The sequence below is a fragment of the Tibeticola sp. genome (assembly GCF_022759015.1).
In the GTDB taxonomy this organism is placed as follows: domain Bacteria; phylum Pseudomonadota; class Gammaproteobacteria; order Burkholderiales; family Burkholderiaceae_C; genus Tibeticola; species Tibeticola sediminis.
Genome location: NZ_JAEMQB010000113.1, coordinates 1 through 18,618, shown reverse-complemented (window position 1 = coordinate 18,618; position 18,618 = coordinate 1). Strand labels below are relative to the sequence as shown.

The 18,618-nt window shown below is 64.0% G+C and carries 28 protein-coding genes and 1 tRNA gene; 25 read left to right on the top strand and 4 right to left on the bottom strand.

Going from position 1 to position 18,618, the window contains the following annotated elements:
• From amrS to ubiA, 4 genes are all read left to right on the top strand, one after another.
• Positions 1-494: AmmeMemoRadiSam system radical SAM enzyme (amrS, locus tag JHC36_RS07210; protein WP_287917668.1), on the top strand; the 494-nt coding region annotated here is incomplete at its 5' end.
• A gap of 43 nt (positions 495-537) precedes the next feature.
• Complete coding sequence (gene recG, locus JHC36_RS07205; RefSeq protein WP_287917665.1) at positions 538-2,655, top strand: ATP-dependent DNA helicase RecG; 2,118 nt, start codon at positions 538-540, stop codon at positions 2,653-2,655.
• Between the two features lie 16 nt (positions 2,656-2,671).
• Positions 2,672-3,640, top strand: coding sequence for a LysR substrate-binding domain-containing protein (locus tag JHC36_RS07200; RefSeq protein ID WP_287917662.1), 969 nt, complete (start codon positions 2,672-2,674; stop codon positions 3,638-3,640).
• A 47-nt stretch (positions 3,641-3,687) separates the two neighbouring features.
• The gene (gene ubiA, locus JHC36_RS07195) at positions 3,688-4,566 is read left to right on the top strand and encodes a 4-hydroxybenzoate octaprenyltransferase (RefSeq protein WP_124219106.1); all 879 of its coding nucleotides are present in this window, start codon (positions 3,688-3,690) and stop codon (positions 4,564-4,566) included.
• A 50-nt stretch (positions 4,567-4,616) separates the two neighbouring features.
• On the opposite strand, the gene proC is transcribed toward ubiA, so the two are convergent.
• Positions 4,617-5,450, bottom strand: coding sequence for a pyrroline-5-carboxylate reductase (proC, locus tag JHC36_RS07190; RefSeq protein WP_287917657.1), 834 nt, complete (start codon positions 5,448-5,450; stop codon positions 4,617-4,619).
• Positions 5,451-5,713: 263 nt separating this feature from the next.
• Here proC and rplN point away from each other — a divergent pair, with 263 nt between their 5' ends.
• The 19 genes from rplN (at position 5,714) to JHC36_RS07095 (ending at position 14,724) form a co-directional block, all read left to right on the top strand.
• Positions 5,714-6,082 (top strand): 50S ribosomal protein L14, encoded by a 369-nt coding sequence (gene rplN, locus JHC36_RS07185; protein WP_124222635.1) that lies wholly within the window; start codon positions 5,714-5,716, stop codon positions 6,080-6,082.
• 9 nt (positions 6,083-6,091) lie between these two features.
• Complete coding sequence (rplX, locus tag JHC36_RS07180) at positions 6,092-6,412, top strand: 50S ribosomal protein L24 (protein WP_124222634.1); 321 nt, start codon at positions 6,092-6,094, stop codon at positions 6,410-6,412.
• 2 nt (positions 6,413-6,414) lie between these two features.
• Positions 6,415-6,954 (top strand): 50S ribosomal protein L5, encoded by a 540-nt coding sequence (gene rplE / locus JHC36_RS07175; RefSeq protein WP_124222633.1) that lies wholly within the window; start codon positions 6,415-6,417, stop codon positions 6,952-6,954.
• Positions 6,955-6,962: 8 nt separating this feature from the next.
• The gene (gene rpsN, locus JHC36_RS07170; protein WP_124222632.1) at positions 6,963-7,268 is read left to right on the top strand and encodes a 30S ribosomal protein S14; all 306 of its coding nucleotides are present in this window, start codon (positions 6,963-6,965) and stop codon (positions 7,266-7,268) included.
• Positions 7,269-7,285: 17 nt separating this feature from the next.
• Complete coding sequence (rpsH, locus tag JHC36_RS07165; protein WP_124222631.1) at positions 7,286-7,681, top strand: 30S ribosomal protein S8; 396 nt, start codon at positions 7,286-7,288, stop codon at positions 7,679-7,681.
• Positions 7,682-7,706: 25 nt separating this feature from the next.
• Positions 7,707-8,240 (top strand): 50S ribosomal protein L6, encoded by a 534-nt coding sequence (gene rplF, locus JHC36_RS07160; RefSeq protein ID WP_124222630.1) that lies wholly within the window; start codon positions 7,707-7,709, stop codon positions 8,238-8,240.
• Positions 8,241-8,251: 11 nt separating this feature from the next.
• A complete protein-coding gene (gene rplR, locus JHC36_RS07155) occupies positions 8,252-8,617 on the top strand; it encodes a 50S ribosomal protein L18 (RefSeq protein ID WP_124222629.1) in 366 nt (121 codons plus the stop codon).
• A gap of 16 nt (positions 8,618-8,633) precedes the next feature.
• Complete coding sequence (gene rpsE, locus JHC36_RS07150; protein WP_124222628.1) at positions 8,634-9,155, top strand: 30S ribosomal protein S5; 522 nt, start codon at positions 8,634-8,636, stop codon at positions 9,153-9,155.
• A gap of 19 nt (positions 9,156-9,174) precedes the next feature.
• Complete coding sequence (gene rpmD / locus JHC36_RS07145; RefSeq protein WP_124222627.1) at positions 9,175-9,360, top strand: 50S ribosomal protein L30; 186 nt, start codon at positions 9,175-9,177, stop codon at positions 9,358-9,360.
• 10 nt (positions 9,361-9,370) lie between these two features.
• Entirely contained in the window at positions 9,371-9,802 is a 432-nt protein-coding gene (rplO, locus tag JHC36_RS07140; RefSeq protein ID WP_287917648.1) for a 50S ribosomal protein L15, read from the top strand.
• Between the two features lie 17 nt (positions 9,803-9,819).
• A complete protein-coding gene (secY, locus tag JHC36_RS07135; protein WP_287917645.1) occupies positions 9,820-11,139 on the top strand; it encodes a preprotein translocase subunit SecY in 1,320 nt (439 codons plus the stop codon).
• 7 nt (positions 11,140-11,146) lie between these two features.
• The gene (infA, locus tag JHC36_RS07130) at positions 11,147-11,365 is read left to right on the top strand and encodes a translation initiation factor IF-1 (RefSeq protein WP_124222623.1); all 219 of its coding nucleotides are present in this window, start codon (positions 11,147-11,149) and stop codon (positions 11,363-11,365) included.
• Between the two features lie 39 nt (positions 11,366-11,404).
• Positions 11,405-11,518, top strand: coding sequence for a 50S ribosomal protein L36 (gene rpmJ, locus JHC36_RS07125; protein WP_124222621.1), 114 nt, complete (start codon positions 11,405-11,407; stop codon positions 11,516-11,518).
• Between the two features lie 23 nt (positions 11,519-11,541).
• Positions 11,542-11,907, top strand: a complete 366-nt coding sequence (gene rpsM / locus JHC36_RS07120) for a 30S ribosomal protein S13 (protein ID WP_124222618.1) — start codon at positions 11,542-11,544, stop codon at positions 11,905-11,907.
• A 19-nt stretch (positions 11,908-11,926) separates the two neighbouring features.
• Positions 11,927-12,331, top strand: coding sequence for a 30S ribosomal protein S11 (gene rpsK, locus JHC36_RS07115; protein ID WP_124222616.1), 405 nt, complete (start codon positions 11,927-11,929; stop codon positions 12,329-12,331).
• Positions 12,332-12,414: 83 nt separating this feature from the next.
• Positions 12,415-13,038 carry a 30S ribosomal protein S4 gene (gene rpsD / locus JHC36_RS07110; RefSeq protein WP_124222615.1) on the top strand — a complete coding sequence of 208 codons (624 nt, stop codon included), beginning with the start codon at positions 12,415-12,417 and terminating at the stop codon, positions 13,036-13,038.
• A gap of 112 nt (positions 13,039-13,150) precedes the next feature.
• A complete protein-coding gene (locus JHC36_RS07105) occupies positions 13,151-14,143 on the top strand; it encodes a DNA-directed RNA polymerase subunit alpha (protein WP_124222613.1) in 993 nt (330 codons plus the stop codon).
• Positions 14,144-14,235: 92 nt separating this feature from the next.
• Positions 14,236-14,631 (top strand): 50S ribosomal protein L17, encoded by a 396-nt coding sequence (gene rplQ / locus JHC36_RS07100; RefSeq protein ID WP_124222610.1) that lies wholly within the window; start codon positions 14,236-14,238, stop codon positions 14,629-14,631.
• A 16-nt stretch (positions 14,632-14,647) separates the two neighbouring features.
• Positions 14,648-14,724: transfer RNA gene (locus tag JHC36_RS07095), tRNA-Met, on the top strand.
• Positions 14,725-14,754: 30 nt separating this feature from the next.
• Here the strand turns inward: JHC36_RS07095 and JHC36_RS07090 are convergent.
• The 3 genes from JHC36_RS07090 to JHC36_RS07080 all read right to left on the bottom strand — a co-directional run bounded on the left by JHC36_RS07090 (position 14,755) and on the right by JHC36_RS07080 (position 17,242).
• Positions 14,755-15,510 (bottom strand): FFLEELY motif protein, encoded by a 756-nt coding sequence (locus JHC36_RS07090; protein ID WP_287917637.1) that lies wholly within the window; start codon positions 15,508-15,510, stop codon positions 14,755-14,757.
• Between the two features lie 56 nt (positions 15,511-15,566).
• Complete coding sequence (gene hppD / locus JHC36_RS07085; protein ID WP_287917634.1) at positions 15,567-16,718, bottom strand: 4-hydroxyphenylpyruvate dioxygenase; 1,152 nt, start codon at positions 16,716-16,718, stop codon at positions 15,567-15,569.
• A gap of 134 nt (positions 16,719-16,852) precedes the next feature.
• A complete protein-coding gene (locus tag JHC36_RS07080; RefSeq protein ID WP_287917670.1) occupies positions 16,853-17,242 on the bottom strand; it encodes a lipase secretion chaperone in 390 nt (129 codons plus the stop codon).
• Between the two features lie 158 nt (positions 17,243-17,400).
• Between JHC36_RS07080 and JHC36_RS07075 the strand changes: the two genes are divergently transcribed.
• Positions 17,401-17,904, top strand: coding sequence for an Lrp/AsnC family transcriptional regulator (locus tag JHC36_RS07075; protein WP_287917632.1), 504 nt, complete (start codon positions 17,401-17,403; stop codon positions 17,902-17,904).
• A 36-nt stretch (positions 17,905-17,940) separates the two neighbouring features.
• Positions 17,941-18,582 (top strand): GNAT family N-acetyltransferase, encoded by a 642-nt coding sequence (locus JHC36_RS07070; protein ID WP_287917631.1) that lies wholly within the window; start codon positions 17,941-17,943, stop codon positions 18,580-18,582.
• Positions 18,583-18,618: the final 36 nt, after the last annotated feature.

Sequence of the window (18,618 nt, the reverse complement as noted above, 5' to 3'; positions counted from 1 at the left end):
TCACGGGCGCGCATCTGCAGCCGGTGCTCGATACGCTCGTCTACCTCAAGCACGAGACCTCGGTGTGGTTCGAAATCACCACGCTCTTGATTCCGGGGCACAACGACTCGGATGCGGAGCTCACCGCGCTTTCGAAATGGGTCGCGCGCGAACTCGGGCCCGACGTGCCGCTGCATTTTTCGGCCTTTCACCCGGACTTCAAAATGCCCGACGTGCCGCCCACGCCACCGGCGACGCTGCTTCGCGCACGCCGCATGGCGCTCGAGCAAGGCCTGCATTACGTCTACACCGGCAACGTGCACGACCCGGAAGGCGACACCACCTACTGCCCGCAGTGCCATGCCGCTCTGATCGAGCGCGACTGGTACGAGATTCGCAGCTACCGCTTGACGCCCGACGGCCACTGCCCCGACTGTGGCGCCGCCATCGCGGGCCGCTTCGACACCCAGGCCGGCCACTTCGGACGCCGCCGCATTCCGATTCGGATGGGTTGAATTGGGGCAACGCTGAACAGGTCCCTCGGGCGACAATGCGCCCATGCCTGTCGCACGCGCGTCCGCTCCCGCTGCACCCGAGGTTTCGTCGGCACCGCCGCCAGCGAAGCCCGCGGCGCTGAGCGGCCCGCAAAAGGCCATGCGCAAGCTCGGCCTGGTGCGCGACATGGACCTGGTGCTGCACCTGCCACTGCGATGGGAGGATGCGACCCGCCTCGTGCGGCTGGTCGATGCCCGCGTGGGCGAGGTGGTTCAGTTCGAGGCCACGGTGACGGCCTGCGAAGTCGTCAACCGCGGCCGCCGCCAGCTGGTTGCGACCGTGGAGGATGGCGGTGCGCGTTGCGAGCTGCGCTTCTTCCATTTCTATCCCACGACGCGCCGCGCGCTCGAAGTCGGCGCGCGCGTGCGGGTGCGAGGCGAACTGCGCCACGGCCTCTTTGGCCTGACGGTCATGCACCCGACGCTGTCGGTCGCAGGGTCGCCCCTGCCCAGCTCGCTCACGCCGGTCTACCCCACCGTGGCGGGCTTGCCGCAAACCTATTTGCGTCGCGCCATTGCGCAGGCGCTGCAGCGCGCCGACCTCTCCGAGACCATTCCGCCCGAGTTTTTGGATCAAAACCTGCTTTCCCCGGCGTGGAATGGGCGCCTGGCGCTCACTTTTTTGCATCAACCGCCGCCCACGGAGTGCCCGCAGACGCTCGAAGACCGGCAGCATCCGGCCTGGCAGCGCCTCAAGGCCGAGGAACTGCTCGCGCAGCAGCTCGCGCAGGCCCAGGCGCGGCGCGAACGTGCACGCCTACGCGCGCCGGTGCTGGTGTCGGCGCCTGGCCCACAGGCGCTGCCCGAGCGTTTGCTCGCCGCGCTGCCGTTCGCGCTGACCGGTGCGCAAAACCGGGTCGTGGCCGAAGTCGCGGCCGATCTCGCGCGCGAGCGGCCCATGCACCGGCTGCTGCAGGGGGATGTGGGCTCGGGCAAGACGGTGGTCGCGGCGCTGGCGGCTGCGGTCGCGATCGATGCGGGTTGGCAATGCGCGCTGATGGCGCCGACCGAGTTGCTCGCCGAGCAGCACTTCGGCAAGCTCGTGGCTTGGCTGGCGCCGCTGGGCGTCGAGGTGGCCTGGCTCACCGGCAGCCAGAAGAAGGCCGAGCGTACCGCGGCGCTCGCGCGCATCGCCTCGGGCCAGGCGGCCCTGGTCGTGGGCACGCATGCGGTCATACAGGCGCAGGTCCAGTTTGCGCGGCTGGGCTTGGCCATCATCGACGAGCAGCACCGCTTTGGCGTCGCGCAGCGCCTGGCTTTGCGCGACAAGCAGGCCGCCAACGGCTTCGAGCCGCATTTGCTGATGATGTCGGCGACGCCGATTCCGCGCACGCTGGCCATGAGCTACTACGCCGACCTCGATGTCTCCACGCTCGACGAGCTGCCGCCGGGGCGCACGCCGGTGCTCACGCGCGTGCTCTCCAACGCGCGGCGCGGCGAGGTGGTCGAGCGCATCCGCGGCCAGCTCGCGCAGGGCCGCCAGGTCTATTGGGTGTGCCCGCTCATCGAGGAGAGTGAGGCGCTCGACCTGCGCAATGCCACCGCCACACACGCCGAGCTGACCGCCGCGTTGCCGGGCGTCACGGTGGCCTTGCTGCATTCGCGCATGCCGGCCGCCGACAAGCGCGCGGTGATGGCGGCGTTTGCGTCGGGCGAGGTCGGCGTGCTCGTGAGCACCACCGTCATCGAGGTCGGCGTGGACGTGCCCAACGCCAGCCTCATGGTCATCGAACATGCCGAGCGCTTCGGCCTGAGTCAGTTGCACCAGTTGCGCGGCCGGGTGGGTCGGGGTGCTGCCGCCTCGGCCTGCGTGCTGCTCTATGAGGCACCCGAGGGCGGGCGTTTGGGCGAGACGGCGCGGGAGCGGCTGCGCGCCATGGTCGAGACACACGACGGCTTTGAAATCGCACGGCGCGACCTCGCCATTCGTGGCCCCGGCGAGTTCCTCGGCGCGCGCCAGTCGGGCACGCCGCTGTTGCGTTTTGCCGACCTCACCGCCGACGCGGCGCTGCTCGAATGGGCGCGGCGGGTGGCACCGCAATTGCTCGAACGCCACCCCGATTTGGCCGCGCGTCACGTGGCGCGCTGGCTCGGGGGAAAATCCGACTTTCTCAAAGCCTGAAACGCTGCTGTCCGCGATGACACTGACCGAACTCAAATACATCGTTGCCGTCGCGCGCGAGAAGCATTTCGGTCGTGCGGCCGAAGCCTGTTTCGTCTCGCAGCCGACGCTGTCGGTGGCGATCAAGAAGCTCGAAGACGAGCTCGAATGCAAGCTCTTCGAGCGCTCGGCCACGGAAGTCACGGTGACGCCGCTCGGGGCCGAGATCGTGCGCCAGGCGCAGGTCGTGCTCGAGCAGGCGGCCGAGATCCGCGAAATCGCGCGGCGCGGCAAAGACCCGCTCGCCGGGCCGCTCAAGCTCGGCGTCATCTACACCATCGGCCCCTACCTGCTGCCCGACCTCGTGCGTCAGATCATTCTTGCGACGCCGCAGATGCCGCTGATGCTGCAGGAGAACTTCACCGCGCGCTTGCTGGAAATGCTGCGCACCGGCGAGCTCGACTGCGCGATCATGGCCGAGCCGTTCCCCGACACCGGGCTGGCCATCGCGCCCTTGTACGACGAGCCGTTTTATGCCGCGGTGCCTTTGAGTCATCCGCTGGCGACGCAGAGCTCGGTCACCTCGCAGCAGCTCAAGGATGAGACCTTGTTGCTGCTCGGCAACGGCCATTGCTTTCGCGACCATGTCTTGGAAGTCTGCCCCGAATTCGCGCGCTATTCCAGCCATGCGCAGGGCATCCAGAAGAGCTTCGAAGGCTCGTCCATCGAAACCATCAAGCACATGGTCGCCGCGGGCATGGGTGTCACGCTCGTGCCGCGTCTGTCGGTGCCCGCCGAAGCCTTGTGTGCGCCCAAGCGCGGCAAGAAAGCCGAAGGCTTCGTGCGTTACCTGCCTGTGGTCGATGCTGATGGCGCAGCATCCCCCTCGCGCCGGGTCGTGCTCGCTTGGCGCCGCAGCTTCCCGCGTTACGAGGCCATTGCCGCGCTGCGCAATGCGGTCTACGCCTGCGAGCTGCCGGGCGTGACCCGGTTGTCCTCAGCCTAAATCCGGCAGTTGACCCTCGCCTCGCGCCCTGTCCACCCACCCACCCGATGTCCACCGACGTGTTCCGCCTCCGAGATCGCTTGCCGCTGTACCTCGATCTGATCCGCTGGGACCGCCCCGCGGGTTGGCTGCTGTTGCTGTGGCCCACGCTGAGCGCGCTGTGGATCGCGGCCGATGGCTTTCCCGGCTGGCATTTGCTGGCGGTGTTCACGCTCGGAACCATCCTCATGCGCAGCGCGGGCTGCTGCATCAACGATGTGGCCGACCGCAACTTCGACCGCCATGTGCGGCGCACGGCCGCTCGGCCGGTCACCAGCGGCCGCATCGATGTGCGCGAGGCCCTGGCCGTGGGCGCGGTGCTGGCGCTGCTGGCGTTTGGCTTGGTGCTCACCACCAACCGCGCAGCCGTTGCCTGGTCGTTTTTCGCGCTCGCGATCAGCGTGGTTTATCCCTATGCCAAGCGCTTCGTATCGATGCCGCAAGCGGTCCTCGGCGTGGCGTTCAGCTTTGGCATTCCCATGGCTTTTGCCGCGGTGCAGGGCCAGGTGCCGCCGTTGGCCTGGTGGCTGCTGGCGGGCAATCTGTTCTGGGTGCTGGCCTATGACACCGAGTACGCCATCGTCGACCGCGAGGATGACCTCAAAATCGGCATCCAGACCTCGGCCATCACGCTCGGCCGCTGGGACGTCCCCGCGATCGCGGCCTTTTACCTGATTTACCTTTATTTTTGGCTCTACCCCGGCGAAATTTGGGCTCGGGATGCTCTATTTTTCATAGTGGCCGGGGTGGCGCTGGCCCAAGTCGCCTGGCACATCGTCCTCATCCGTCGCCGCGACCCGGCCGGCGCCTTCCGGGCGTTTCGGCTCAATCACTGGCTCGGGTTCACCCTGTTCGCGGGCCTCGTGCTGCAGCGCGCTTTCCGTTAACCAGCCCCTCGCGCGTCACGTGGTGCCCGAGTGGCTGGCGGAGCGTTGCCTTAGCCGCCAAACGCGTCGCCCAGCTCGCGCGCGCGCTCGTGCGCGGCGAGCAGGGCTTGGATGAACGCCGTCTTCACGCCCGCCTGCTCGAGCGCCGTCAACGCGGCATGCGTCGTTCCGCCCTTGGAGGTCACGCGCTCGCGCAAGGTTTCGGGGCTTTCCTCGCTGGCTTGCGCCAGCGCGGCCGCGCCGCTGAAGGTCGCGATGGCGAGCCGGTAGGCCTGCTCGGCACTCAGCCCCATCTGGGCGCCGGCCTCGCGCATCGCCTCCAGGAAATAGAACACATAAGCCGGGCCGGAGCCCGACAGGGCGGTCACCGCGTCCAGTTGAGCTTCTTCATCCACCCACAGACAGGCGCCCGTGGCTTCGAGCACCGACTCGACCAACCGACGTTCGTCCGCCGTCACTGCTGCTCGGGCATACAAACCCGAAATGCCTTGGCCGATGAGCGCCGGCGTGTTGGGCATGGCGCGCACGATGCGCTCGCTGTCCAGCCATCGGCCGATGCTCTCGGTCCGGATGCCTGCGGCCACACTCAGATGTAAAGCGGTTGCAGCCCAGGGCGCGGCGGCGGCTGCGGCCTGCGCGAACACCTGAGGCTTGATCGCCCAGACCATCAGCGAGGCGCGCGCGAGCTCGGGGCCAGCTTGCGCGAGCGTGCGCACGCCGAAGCGTGCCTCGAGCTGCTCGCGCGCGGCCGCGTGCGGCTCGACGACGAGCAAGGCATCCGGGCGCAGTCCGCGGCGGCACAAACCACCCAGGATCGCGCTGGCCATGTTGCCGCCACCAATGAAGGCAATCGGCTCGGGGAGAGAGGTGTTGGGCGTATTCATGCGGACATTTTCGCAACTTCCCGCCGCGCCGGGCGGGTGCGCGAGGGCCGATGCGCCCGCTCCGAGCCGACTCTTCGGGGCTACAACGATCCGAATGTTTGACCCACTTCTTTTTTGGTGCCATAATATGCGGCTTCGCTTTATTGGCGAACAAACATCTGCCCAGCACAAACACCTCGAGTGGTTCGGGGTGTGGACGACGGGCCCAAGACTGATCTGGCGCGTCCCCAGGGGCGCAACAGGTACAAGTTGGGAATATCAACATGATCCAGACTGAAACCCGGTTAGACGTGGCCGACAACACGGGCGCCAAGTCCGTCCTTTGCATCAAGGTGCTGGGCGGTTCGAAGCGGCGCTACGCCAGTGTTGGCGACATCATCAAGGTGAGCATCAAAGAGGCGGCTCCGCGTGGGCGCGTCAAAAAAGGCGAGATCTACAACGCCGTCGTGGTGCGCACCGCCAAGGGCATCCGTCGCAACGACGGCTCCCTGGTGAAATTCGACGGCAACGCAGCTGTGTTGCTCAATGCCAAACTCGAGCCTATCGGGACCCGCATCTTCGGCCCGGTCACGCGTGAACTGCGGACCGAGAAGTTCATGAAGATCGTCTCCCTGGCTCCCGAAGTTCTGTAAGGGCGCACCATGAACAAGATTCGTAAGGGCGACCAGGTGATCGTCATCGCCGGGCGCGACAAGGGCAAGCGTGGAACCGTGACGTCCCGCGTCGACGACTCGCATCTGCTGATCGAGGGCGTGAACCTCGTCAAGAAGCACGTCAAGCCGAACCCGCTCAAGGGCACGGTTGGCGGCATCGTCGAAAAAGCCATGCCGATCCACCAGTCCAATGTGGCGATCTACAACGCTGCCACGGGCAAGGCTGACCGTGTCGGTATCAAGACTCTGCCCGACGGCTCGCGTGTGCGTGTCTTCAAGTCCACGGGCGAAGAAATCAAGGCGGCATGATCATGGCACGACTGCAAAAGCTCTATCGCGAAAAAATCGCTCCGGAACTGATGGCCAAGTTTGGCTACAAGTCGCCGATGGAAGTGCCTCGCATCACCAAGATCACGCTCAACATGGGTGTGGGTGAAGCGGTTGCCGACAAGAAGGTCATGGACAACGCGGTCAACGATCTGGCGAAGATCGCCGGTCAGAAGCCCGTCGTGACCAAGGCGCGCAAGGCCATCGCCGGCTTCAAGATCCGCGAAGGTCAGCCGATCGGCTGCATGGTGACCCTGCGTGGCGTGCGCATGTATGAATTCCTCGACCGCTTCGTCACGATTGCGCTGCCGCGTGTGCGTGACTTCCGCGGTATTTCCGGCCGTGCTTTCGACGGTCGGGGCAACTACAACATCGGGGTCAAAGAGCAGATCATCTTCCCCGAGATCGAATACGACAAGGTCGACGCGCTGCGCGGGCTGAACATCAGCATCACGACCACCGCGAAAAGCGACGACGAGTGCAAGGCGCTGTTGTCTGGCTTCCGTTTCCCGTTCAAGAACTGAGGTGACCCGTGGCAAAGAAAGCACTGATTGAGCGCGAGCTCAAACGAGAAAAACTGGTCGCCAAGTACGCCAAAAAGTACGCGGAACTCAAAGCCATTGCCGGCGACGCCAAGCGCAGCGAAGAAGAGCGTGCCGCCGCACGTCTCGAGCTGCAGAAGCTCCCGCGCAACGCCAACCCGACGCGTCAGCGCAATCGTTGCGCCATCACCGGTCGGCCGCGCGGAACCTTCCGCCAGTTTGGTCTTGCCCGCACCAAGATCCGTGAGCTCGCGTTCGCGGGCGACATCCCGGGCGTCATCAAGGCTAGCTGGTAAACGGCAGGAGATTTGACATGAGCATGAGTGATCCCATTGCCGACCTGTTGACCCGCATCCGCAATGCGCAGATGGTGTCGAAGGCGACGGTCCAGATTCCTTCTTCCAAAGTGAAAGTGGCGATTGCCAAGGTTCTCAAGGACGAAGGCTATATCGAGGACTACAAGGTCAAGAGCGAAGGCGGCAAAGCCGAGCTCGAAATCGCCCTCAAGTACTACGACGGCAAGCCCGTCATCGAGCGCATCGAGCGCGTCAGCCGTCCTGGGCTGCGCGTCTACAAAGGCCGCGACGAGATCCCCTCCGTGATGAACGGTCTGGGTGTTGCCATCGTCACGACCCCCAAAGGCGTCATGACCGATCGCAAAGCGCGCGCCACCGGCGTCGGCGGCGAAGTTCTTTGTTACGTCGCCTGATCGCGGACTCCCGGAAGGAATAGAAATGTCCCGTGTAGCAAAAATGCCGGTCACCGTTCCCGCAGGTGTGGACGTGACCGTGAACCCGGAGGTCGTCAGCGTCAAGGGCGCTGGCGGCACCCTGAGCCTGGCCTGCCATCCGCTGGTTCGTATCCAGCTCGAGGCCGGAAAGATCACCTTCGCGCCGGCGAATGCTTCGCGCGAAGCCGATGCGATGAGCGGCACGATGCGTCAGCTCGTGAACAACATGGTCGTCGGCGTCAGCAAAGGCTTCGAGAAAAAGCTCAGCCTCGTGGGCGTGGGCTACAAGGCGCAGGCGCAAGGCAACAAGCTTAACCTGTCCGTGGGCTTCTCGCACCCGGTCGACAAGCTGATGCCCGAGGGCATCACGGTGGCGACGCCGGCTCCGACCGAGATCGTGATCAAGGGCGCGGACCGTCAACGCGTCGGCCAAATTGCCGCCGAGATTCGCGCGATCCGTCCCCCCGAGCCCTACAAGGGCAAGGGCATCCGTTACGCGGATGAGAAGATCGTCATCAAAGAGACGAAGAAGAAATAAGGAGCGGCACCATGTTGACCAAAAAAGAGCAACGTCTTCGCCGTGCGCGTCAGACCCGCATCCGCATTGCGGAGCAGGGTGTGGCTCGACTGACCGTCAATCGGACCAATCTGCACATGTACGCCAGCGTCATCTCCGGCGACGGCAAGCGTGTCCTGGCTTCGGCATCCACCGTCGAGCCGGAAGTTCGCGCCGAAATCGGAGCCGGCGGCAAGGGTGCAACCACCAACGCAGCCGCCTTGATTGGCAAGCGCATCGCCGAGAAGGCCAAGGCCGCCGGGATCGAAAAGGTTGCCTTCGACCGCAGCGGCTTTGCCTATCACGGTCGCGTGAAGGCTTTGGCTGAAGCGGCTCGCGAAGCCGGTCTGCAGTTCTAACGGATGGGATACAGCAATGGCTACTAAATTTCAGGCGAGAACCCAAGGCGACGGTCCCGAGGATGGGTTGCGCGAGAAGATGATCGCGGTCAACCGCGTCACCAAAGTCGTCAAGGGCGGCCGTATTCTCGGCTTCGCGGCCTTGACCGTCGTGGGTGATGGCGATGGCGGCGTTGGCATGGGCAAAGGCAAGTCGAAAGAAGTGCCTGTCGCCGTGCAGAAAGCGATGGAAGAGGCGCGCCGCAACCTCAAGAAGATCGAGCTTCGCAACGGGACGATCCATCACACGGTGTTTGGCCAGCACGGCGCTGCCAAAGTCATGATGGTGCCGGCCCCCAAGGGTACGGGCATCATCGCGGGCGGCCCGATGCGCGCCGTCTTCGAAGTGATGGGGATTACCGACATCGTGGCCAAGAGCCACGGCTCTTCCAACCCTTACAACATGGTTCGCGCCACGCTCGACGCGCTCCGCCACTGCAGCACCCCGTCCAAGGTGGCGGCCAAGCGCGGCAAGTCGGTCGAAGACCTGTTCGCCTGAACACGAGGGGATACGAAAAATGACGACGACACAACAAACCGTGAAGGTGCAGCTCGTGCGCAGCCCCATCGGCTGCAAAGAGTCGCACCGCGCGACGGTTCGGGGTCTGGGTCTGCGCCGCCTCAACAGCGTTCGCGAGCTCAAGGACACCCCCGAAGTGCGCGGGATGATCAACAAGATCAGCTATCTGGTCAAGGTTCTTTGAGAGGCTGAACATGGAACTCAATAGCATCAAGCCCGCCGAGGGCGCGCGTCACGCCAAGCGTCGCGTGGGCCGCGGTATCGGCTCCGGCCTGGGCAAGACCGCTGGCCGCGGCCACAAGGGGCAAAAGTCCCGCGCGGGCGGCTATCACAAAGTCGGCTTCGAAGGCGGTCAGATGCCGCTGCAGCGTCGGCTCCCCAAGCGTGGCTTCAAGTCGCAATCGCTGAAGTTCAATGCTGAGGTCACGCTCACGACGCTCGAACGACTCGGCCTGGACGAGGTGGACATGCTCGCCCTCAAGCAGGCAGGTGCCGTCAACGCCATCGCTAAGGTTGTCAAGGTGATCAAGTCCGGCACGGTCACTCGTCCGGTGAAATTGATCGGCATCGGCGCCACTGCGGGTGCCAAGGCGGCGATCGAAGCTGCCGGCGGTCAGGTCGCCTAATCGGGATCGGCTCCATCGTGGCGACTTCTTCCGCACAGCTCGCGAAAACCGGCAAGTACGGCGATCTTCGTCGTCGTTTGGTTTTCCTGTTGCTGGCCCTCGTGGTCTACCGGATCGGTGCGCACATTCCGGTCCCCGGGATCAATCCCGATCAGCTGGCGCAGCTGTTCAAAGGGCAGCAGGGCGGCATCCTGAGCCTGTTCAACATGTTCTCGGGTGGCGCGCTGTCGCGTTTCACGGTCTTCGCGTTGGGGATCATGCCGTACATCTCGGCATCGATCATCATGCAGCTGTTGACCTATGTCGTGCCCACGTTCGAGCAGCTCAAGAAAGAAGGCGAGGCCGGCCGTCGCAAGATCACGCAGTACACCCGCTACGGCACGCTCGCGTTGGCGCTGTTTCAGTCCTTCGGGATTGCGGTCGCGCTCGAGGCGTCGCCTGGCTTGGTGATCGACCCGGGGCTCGGGTTTCGGTTGACTGCGGTGGTCAGCCTGACGGCGGGGACCATGTTCCTGATGTGGCTGGGCGAGCAGATCACCGAGCGCGGGTTGGGCAACGGTATCTCGATCCTGATCTTCGCTGGCATCGCTGCGGGCTTGCCGAACGCGATCGGGGGCTTGCTGGAATTGGTCCGAACCGGTGCGATGAGCATCCTTGCGGCCATCTTCATCGTCGCAATTGTTTTCCTGGTGACCTGGTTCGTGGTGTTCGTTGAACGCGGCCAGCGCAAGATCCTCGTGAACTACGCACGCCGCCAGGTGGGCAATCGTGTTTATGGGGGGCAGGCGTCTCACCTACCGCTGAAGCTCAATATGGCCGGTGTGATTCCGCCGATTTTTGCTTCGTCGATCATTTTGTTGCCGGCCACGGTGGTGAAGTGGTTCAGCGCGGGCGAGTCGATGCGGTGGCTGAAAGACATCGCTGCGGCGCTGGCGCCCGGACAGCCGGTGTATGTGACGCTCTATGCGGCCGCGATCGTGTTTTTCTGCTTCTTCTACACGGCGTTGGTGTTCAACAGCCGCGAGACCGCAGACAACCTCAAGAAGAGCGGCGCCTTCGTTCCTGGGATTCGGCCGGGCGAGCAAACGGCCAAGTACATCGACAAGATCCTGGCCCGATTGACGCTGGCGGGGGCGATTTACATCACCTTCGTCTGCCTGTTGCCAGAATTTTTGATCCTCAAGTACAACGTGCCGTTCTATTTTGGTGGGACTTCGCTCCTGATCATCGTCGTGGTGACGATGGACTTCATGGCCCAAGTTCAAAACTACCTGATGTCGCAGCAGTACGAGTCCTTGCTCAAGAAGGCTAATTTCAAAACATCGCTCGGTGGTTGAAGCGCGTATGGCGAAGGACGACGTCATCCAGATGCAGGGGGAGGTCATTGAGAACCTCCCGAACGCCACGTTCCGAGTGAAGTTGGAAAATGGCCATGTGGTGCTGGCGCACATTTCGGGCAAGATGCGGATGCACTACATCCGTATCCTTCCGGGAGACAAGGTCACCGTGGAGCTCACGCCATATGACTTGTCGCGGGCGCGCATCGTGTTCAGGGCCCGTTGAGGTGCCGCAGATTCAATTTGAAGGTTCTAGGAGAAGAAAATGAGAGTTTCGGCTTCGGTGAAGAAAATTTGCCGCAACTGCAAGATCATCAAGCGCAAAGGCGTGGTGCGAGTCATCTGCTCGGATCCGCGTCATAAGCAGCGCCAAGGCTGATCATTAGGCATTGAAGGACGAACATGGCACGTATTGCTGGTATCAACATCCCGCCGCACAAGCACGCCGAAATCGGTCTGACGGCCATCTATGGCATCGGCCGCACCCGTGCGCGGAAAATCTGCGACGCCGCCGGCGTCGCCTACTCGAAGAAGATCAAAGATCTGACCGACGCTGAAATCGAAAAGATCCGCGATCAGGTTTCGCAGTTCACCATCGAAGGGGATCTGCGCCGCGAAACGACGATGAACATCAAGCGTTTGATGGACATCGGCTGCTATCGCGGTTTCCGTCATCGCCGCGGCCTGCCGGTTCGCGGCCAGCGCACGCGCACCAACGCCCGGACGCGCAAGGGTCCGCGCAAGGGCGCCGCTGCACTCAAGAAGTAATTCGGTTTGAAAGGCAATCATGGCTAAATCCCCCTCCAGCAGCGCGGCGGCTCGGGTTCGCAAAAAGGTTCGCAAGAACGTTGCGGATGGCATCGCGCACGTGCACGCATCCTTCAACAACACGATCATCACCATCACCGATCGCCAGGGCAACGCTTTGTCCTGGGCATCTTCCGGTGGTCAGGGCTTCAAAGGGTCGCGGAAGTCCACGCCCTTTGCCGCCCAGGTGGCATCGGAAGTGGCTGGACGCGCCGCGATGGAGCAGGGCATCAAGAATCTCGACGTCGAGATCAAGGGTCCCGGTCCTGGCCGCGAGTCTTCGGTTCGCGCCCTGGCCGCACTCGGGATCCGGATTTCCTCGATTTCCGACGTGACGCCGATCCCGCACAACGGCTGCCGTCCGCAGAAGCGGCGCCGGATTTGATTCTTCACACAAGTCCACCGCCAGGTCCGATCGGGCCTGGCTCCCGCGGCTGTCGTCGCGGCAGATGAACAAAGGAAAAGCAAGTGGCACGTTTCATTGGTCCTAAGGGCAAACTTTCCCGGCGCGAAGGCGCCGATCTGTTCCTCAAGAGCGCGCGTCGCTCGATCGGGGATAAGTGCAAGTTCGATTCCAAGCCCGGTCAGCACGGCCGTACTTCGGGGCAGCGGACTTCGGACTTCGGGCGGCAGTTGCGCGAGAAGCAAAAAGTCAAGCGCATGTATGGCGTCCTGGAACGGCAGTTCCGCCGCTATTTCGCCGAAGCAGACCGCCGCCGGGGCAACACGGGTTCGAACCTGTTGCAGCTGCTCGAGAGCCGTCTCGACAACGTCGTCTACCGCATGGGCTTTGGCTCGACGCGAGCCGAGGCTCGGCAGCTGGTCTCGCACAAGGCCATTTCGGTCAACGGTCAGACGGTCAACATCCCGTCGTACATGGTCAAGCCCGGCGACGTGATTGCGGTGCGCGAAAAAGCCGCCAAGCAGACGCGTGTCGTCGAGGCACTGCAGCTCGCGCAGCAAGTCGGCCTCCCGGCCTGGGTGGAAGTCGATGTCGCGAAGGCCCAAGGTGTTTTCAAGAAGGTGCCGGACCGCGATGAGTTCGGTGCCGACATCAACGAATCGCTGATCGTCGAGTTGTATTCGCGTTGATCCTCGCGTTCAACCGATCCGGTTGCACAGGGCCCTGGCGCATGCCTTGGCCCTGTGCGTGTTAGTCAGCCTTACCGGTGTAACGAGCCGGGGGTATTGAGAGGAAGATTGAATGCAAACCAATTTGCTGAAGCCCAAAACGATCAACGTCGAGCAGCTCGGCGGCCATCGCGCCAAAGTCACGCTCGAACCTTTCGAGCGGGGCTATGGCCACACGCTGGGCAATGCCTTGCGTCGCGTGTTGCTGTCGTCGATGGTGGGCTACGCCCCGACCGAAGTGACGATTGCGGGCGTGCTGCACGAGTACTCGTCGATCGACGGGGTGCAAGAGGATGTGGTCAACATCCTGTTGAACCTCAAAGGCGTGGTGTTCAAGCTCCACAACCGCGATGAGGTGACCTTGAGTCTGCGCAAGGACACCGAAGGCGTGGTGACCGCAGCCGACATCCAAACCCCGCACGACGTCGAAATCGTCAATCCCGATCAGGTCATTGCGACCCTGTCGCAGGGTGGCAAACTCGACATGCAGATCAAGGTCGAGAAGGGCCGCGGCTACGTCCCCGGCAACCTGCGTCGCTACGGCGATGAAGCGCCGAAGGTCATGGGGCGCCTGTTGTTGGATGCCTCGTTTTCGCCGGTCAAGCGGGTCAGCTACACCGTCGAGAGTGCGCGCGTCGAGCAACGTACCGATCTCGATCGTCTGGTGCTGGAAATCGAGACGAATGGCGCGATCAGTGCAGAGGACGCCGTGCGCGCGTCGGCCAAGATTCTGGTCGAGCAACTCGCGGTGTTTGCACAGCTCGAGGGCGGCGCTCTCAGCGCCTTCGAAGCGCCGGCTCAGCGCAGCGCCTCGGCCGCATTCGACCCAATTCTGCTGCGTCCGGTCGACGAACTGGAACTGACGGTGCGCTCGGCGAACTGCCTCAAGGCCGAGAACATTTATTACATCGGGGATTTGATTCAGCGCACCGAGAATGAGCTGCTCAAGACCCCGAACCTTGGGCGCAAGTCGCTCAACGAAATCAAGGAAGTGCTCGCCTCACGCGGGCTGACCTTGGGGATGAAGCTGGAAAACTGGCCGCCTGCGGGTCTGGACCGGCGTTGATGTCGAAATCGTCCGGGCCGTAGGCCCGGGCGCGTCGCGGTACCTGATACGGCCGCGGTGAAAATAAAACCACTCGATTGAAAGGATCAAACATGCGTCACGGACACGGACTCCGAAAACTCAACCGCACTTCCGAGCACCGCCAAGCGATGCTGCGGAACATGATGAACTCGCTGCTGGAGCACGAAGTCATCAAAACGACCGTGCCGAAGGCCAAAGAACTGCGCCGCGTCGTCGAGCCGCTGATCACCTTGGCCAAGGAGTCGAGCGTTGCGAACCGCCGCTTGGCCTTCAGCCGGCTTCGGAACCGCGAGATGGTCACCAAGCTGTTCGATGAACTGGGCCCGCGCTACAAGGCTCGTCCGGGTGGTTACACCCGCATCCTGAAGATGGGCTTCCGCGTCGGCGACAACGCGCCGATGGCCTTGGTGGAACTGGTGGATCGTCCCGAAACCGCCGCCGGGTCTGCCGAGAACGCCAGCGCGTGATATAATATTCGTCTACCGCGCGATGGAGCAGTCTGGTAGCTCGTTGGGCTCATAACCCAAAGGTCGGAGGTTCAAATCCTCCTCGCGCAACCAAATTCAAAAGCCGACTTCGAGTCGGCTTTTTCAATTCTGTATTGGCGCTTCGGTCGCCTGGATCGCGGGCATGAGCACGGCAATGGCCTCGGTCTTCGGCCACTCGAACAAACGGGTGAGCCATTCCCGTTCCCGGTGCTCGATGACGTCGAGGAAGCGCTCGGCGCGACCCCGCACCAAGGCGAGGTCTTTGAAGGTGTGAAAGCCGGTTTCCAGGAAGCTTTGCAAGGCAGCCAGACCAGCCATTTTCGCGGGGCCGCGCATCGCTTTGAGCAGCAACAGGAGGCCCGGCGTCTGGGTGAGGCCGATGAGTTCGCGACCCAGCGCGAGTACCAGTTCGAGCTGGTGCCCGCGCTCGTGGGGTGCGCTGACGCGGCGCCAGGCTTCGACGTAGCGTTCCGCGGCCGGGGTGGTGTCCGATTGTTGTAACCACGCCAGGGCCATTTCGTGGTCGAGTCGCTCGCTGAGGCCATGGAGTTCGGCCAGTGCGACGGCGGTTTCGGTGGCCGCGGGCGGCAGCCACCGCTCCAGCGCGCCGGCGATGCGCCCAAACTGGAGATCACGCTCCCGGAAGTCACGGGCGGCGTAGAGCTCGGTCAAGAAAAATGAGACTGCGGGCGCGTAGACAGGGTCGGCGGCAAGGTCGGCATAGGTGTGGGCAAAACGCCGGGCCTGCAGGCCTTTGATGGCGTGGATGGCCTCCCCGAGCGCTGGGGACAGGACGTGCGCCTCGCGCAGGCTCATGACGCCCGCGATGGCGGCGCGGATCTGCTCAGCGGCATGCATGGACCTGGAGTGTACGGCCCCCGAGACGAGCCTGGCCCGCCAGCGGCGGCCATCGCTCAGGACGAAGGGGTGTCTGGCGCCAGCACACCGCGGCGGATTTGGTCGAGTTCCATGGTTTCGAACAGGGCTTTGAAGTTTCCTTCGCCGAAGCCCTCGTTGCCTTTGCGCTGGATGAATTCGAAGAAGATCGGGCCGAGCAGGTTTTCGCTGAAGATCTGCAACAAAAGGGCGCCGCGTTGCCCGTCGACGAGGATGTTGCGCTGGCGCAGGGCTTGCAGGTCCTCGCCGTGGTTCGGGATGCGCCGCTCGAGGAGTTCGTAATAGGTTTCGCTCGTCTCGAGCAGCCGGATGCCCTGCATTTGCAGCGCATCGACCGAGGCATAGAGGTCGTCGCTGGCCAGCGCGACATGTTGGATGCCTTCGCCGTGGTAACGGTCGAGGTATTCCTGCACCTGCCCCGGGGTGTCGTTCCCTTCCTCATTGATGGGGATGCGGATCTTGCCGCAGGGGCTGGTCATCGCGCGGCTCTTGATTCCGGTCTTTTGACCCTCGAGATCGAAATAGCGGACTTCCCGGAAATTGAAAATCCGCTCGTAGAACTCGGCCCATTCGGCCATGCGGCCGCGATGGACGTTGTGGGTGAGGTGGTCGATGTGCGTGAGGCCGTGGCCGCGCGGCGACAGCGCTTGCGCGCCGTGCGTCCCGGGCAGGGGCTCGAAATCGACGTCGTAAAAGCCGATGTTGCCGATGTCGCCCGGTTGGGCGCCACCTTTGCCGCGCCAGCGATCGACGAGGTAGATCAGGCTGTCACCGATGCCCTTGATGGCGGGGATGTTGAGTTCGCCCGGCCCGGCTTGGCCCGCGTAGCCCCAGGCGCCGAGGTCGAGGGCTCTTTCGTAGGCCCGCTTGGCGTCTTCGACCCGGAACGCGATGGCGCAGATGCTGGGCCCGTGCAGGCGGGCGAAGCGCTGGGCGAAGGAGTCTGCTTCGGCGTTGATGATGAAGTTGATGTCACCCTGCCGGTAGAGCGTGACGTTCTTATGGCGGTGTCGCGCGACCGGTGCGAAACCCATGCGCTCGAACAACTGACCCATCGCCAGGGGGTCGGGCGCCGCGAACTCGATGAATTCGAAGCCGGCGGTTCCCATGGGGTTGTCCCAGGACGCGTCGGTGCGGGGGGCAGGGGCAAGGGGTGTGGCGGAATTCATGGCGACTCCTCAGTCTGTGGCGCAGCGTACGCCTCGTACTGTAGGCGGCAGTGCGAACAGGATGGCGGCGTCCTTGTGGCTGCACGCGCGTGGTGACGCAGGAAAGCTGCGCGTCCCCTGCAGCAAGCGCGCGGTCAATGTTGGCTGCGCGCTGAGAGCGCCGCTTCCAGACGCAGCCGTTCCTCGGGCGTAAACCAATGTTCCTGCAGTCGGGCGCGTTCCTGCTCGGTGCGTGCGGACGGCAGGGCGGCTGCGTAGGCATCGAGCCGCCGGTTCCAGTCCTGCTCTTCTTCGTCCAGGCGCATCAATCGGGTCGCGACCTCGACGCCAAACCTTGCCGCGCGTTGCTCGAAGCGCTCTGGCGGACTGGCCCGCTGCGCGCGCAGCGATTGTTCGAGCGACAGCACCTCCAGATGCCGTACCAACTCGGCGCGGCCTGCACGCAACGGCTCGGGAAGATCGGCTTCGAGCTCTGCAAGCGCGCGCTGCCGAGCTTCGGGCTCGAGATTGGGGTGTCGCAGCAGTTCCAGCCGTGCGAGCAGGTTGGCATCGAGCTCCTCCTGGTACGCGAACAGTGTCGCCGAGATGCGTGCCCAGGCGCGCCGAGCATGTCGGCACCAGCCCGTCGTTGGCTTCGCCGAAGACCAGCCCGCAGCGCCGCGCTTCCCGTAAGATGGATTGCATGAGCGAGTTTCAACCGCCGGACCGACTGGACCGGGCCATCCTGGAGTGGCTCCAGCGCGACGGACGCGCCACCTTTGAAACCCTCGGCACGCGCGTGGGTTTGTCGGCCAGTGCGGTCTTGCGCCGTGTGCACCGCCTCGAGGCGATGGGGGTGATCGAGCGCTACGCGGCCCTCCTGCGGGCCGAGCGGCTCGGCTTGGGCTTGACGGCGTACGTGCAGGTGCGTCTCGAAAAACAGGCGGCGCCCGCGGCCCACACGCCGATGGAGGCTTTCCGGGCCAGCGTCGCGGCTTGGCCCGAGGTCGTCGAGTGCGTGGCTTTGGCGGGGGAAGTCGATGTCTTGCTCAAACTCGTGGTGCCGGACATGGCGGCGTACTCGCGATTCATGATGGACGCGCTGTTGCGACATCCGAGCGTCCAGGACTGCAAGACGGGCTTCGTCATCGACCGGATCAAAGGGCCTGCCGAAATCCCCCTCTCCGGCCTTGGATTCGGGAATTAGGCCGCGCTACCTAGGGTTTTCCCTTATTCTTGCGCCATGTCCGATCCTTTGCTTTCCGCAGCTCCCCACGTCGCCGATGCTCTGGCCCCGGCGCCTTCGCGCGCGGCTTGGCCGATCCGGGCGCTCCATGAAGAAGATCGACCGGCGCTGCTGCGGCACTTGCTGGCCCTCGGCGCGCAGGATCGGTATCTGCGCTTCGGGTATCCGGCGACCGACGCGCACATCGGCGCGTATGTAGCGGGCCTTGATTTCGGGCGTGACGAGGTCTATGGCGTCGAAGGGCCCGACCTCGAAATCATCGCGATGGCGCACTTGGCGTATCTGTACCAGCGCTCGGGTGGGCTCGCGGTCGAATACGGTGTGTCGGTGGCCGCCGAGGCGCGAGGGCAGGGGCTGGGCAAGCGGCTGTTCGAGCGCGCGGTCGTCCATGCGCGCACGCAAGGGGCCCAGCGGATGTTGATCCACGCGCTGTCGGAAAACGCGCCCATGCTGCACATTGCCCGAAGTGCGGGCGCACGGGTGGTGCGCGACGGCTCCGAGAGCGAGGCCATGCTCGAGTTGCCACCGGCCCGTTTCGAGGACGAGTTTGCCGACCGCGTCGCCGAACAGCGGGGCCGACTGCGGCATTGGTGGGCCGCGGCTTGGAGCGCGGTGCGCCAGCGGTTCGCCCGAGGCTGAGAGGCTGAGAGGGAATTGGTCATGCCCGCTTTGACG

Excerpts from the sequence above, each read along its gene's own strand:
- rpmD (WP_124222627.1), top strand. The coding sequence starts at position 9,175 with ATGACGACGACACAACAAACCGTGAAGGTGCAGCTCGTGCGCAGCCCC.
- rplR (WP_124222629.1), top strand. The coding sequence starts at position 8,252 with ATGTTGACCAAAAAAGAGCAACGTCTTCGCCGTGCGCGTCAGACCCGC.
- rplX (WP_124222634.1), top strand. The coding sequence starts at position 6,092 with ATGAACAAGATTCGTAAGGGCGACCAGGTGATCGTCATCGCCGGGCGC.
- rpsE (WP_124222628.1), top strand. The coding sequence starts at position 8,634 with ATGGCTACTAAATTTCAGGCGAGAACCCAAGGCGACGGTCCCGAGGAT.
- JHC36_RS07200 (WP_287917662.1), top strand. The coding sequence starts at position 2,672 with ATGACACTGACCGAACTCAAATACATCGTTGCCGTCGCGCGCGAGAAG.
- rpsK (WP_124222616.1), top strand. The coding sequence starts at position 11,927 with ATGGCTAAATCCCCCTCCAGCAGCGCGGCGGCTCGGGTTCGCAAAAAG.
- hppD (WP_287917634.1), bottom strand. The coding sequence starts at position 16,718 with ATGAATTCCGCCACACCCCTTGCCCCTGCCCCCCGCACCGACGCGTCC.
- rplQ (WP_124222610.1), top strand. The coding sequence starts at position 14,236 with ATGCGTCACGGACACGGACTCCGAAAACTCAACCGCACTTCCGAGCAC.
- JHC36_RS07105 (WP_124222613.1), top strand. The coding sequence starts at position 13,151 with ATGCAAACCAATTTGCTGAAGCCCAAAACGATCAACGTCGAGCAGCTC.
- proC (WP_287917657.1), bottom strand. The coding sequence starts at position 5,450 with ATGAATACGCCCAACACCTCTCTCCCCGAGCCGATTGCCTTCATTGGT.
- JHC36_RS07090 (WP_287917637.1), bottom strand. The coding sequence starts at position 15,510 with ATGCATGCCGCTGAGCAGATCCGCGCCGCCATCGCGGGCGTCATGAGC.
- ubiA (WP_124219106.1), top strand. The coding sequence starts at position 3,688 with ATGTCCACCGACGTGTTCCGCCTCCGAGATCGCTTGCCGCTGTACCTC.
- infA (WP_124222623.1), top strand. The coding sequence starts at position 11,147 with ATGGCGAAGGACGACGTCATCCAGATGCAGGGGGAGGTCATTGAGAAC.
- JHC36_RS07075 (WP_287917632.1), top strand. The coding sequence starts at position 17,401 with ATGAGCGAGTTTCAACCGCCGGACCGACTGGACCGGGCCATCCTGGAG.
- rplO (WP_287917648.1), top strand. The coding sequence starts at position 9,371 with ATGGAACTCAATAGCATCAAGCCCGCCGAGGGCGCGCGTCACGCCAAG.
- rpmJ (WP_124222621.1), top strand. The coding sequence starts at position 11,405 with ATGAGAGTTTCGGCTTCGGTGAAGAAAATTTGCCGCAACTGCAAGATC.
- rpsM (WP_124222618.1), top strand. The coding sequence starts at position 11,542 with ATGGCACGTATTGCTGGTATCAACATCCCGCCGCACAAGCACGCCGAA.
- rplF (WP_124222630.1), top strand. The coding sequence starts at position 7,707 with ATGTCCCGTGTAGCAAAAATGCCGGTCACCGTTCCCGCAGGTGTGGAC.
- rpsH (WP_124222631.1), top strand. The coding sequence starts at position 7,286 with ATGAGCATGAGTGATCCCATTGCCGACCTGTTGACCCGCATCCGCAAT.
- rplE (WP_124222633.1), top strand. The coding sequence starts at position 6,415 with ATGGCACGACTGCAAAAGCTCTATCGCGAAAAAATCGCTCCGGAACTG.
- JHC36_RS07070 (WP_287917631.1), top strand. The coding sequence starts at position 17,941 with ATGTCCGATCCTTTGCTTTCCGCAGCTCCCCACGTCGCCGATGCTCTG.
- rplN (WP_124222635.1), top strand. The coding sequence starts at position 5,714 with ATGATCCAGACTGAAACCCGGTTAGACGTGGCCGACAACACGGGCGCC.
- recG (WP_287917665.1), top strand. The coding sequence starts at position 538 with ATGCCTGTCGCACGCGCGTCCGCTCCCGCTGCACCCGAGGTTTCGTCG.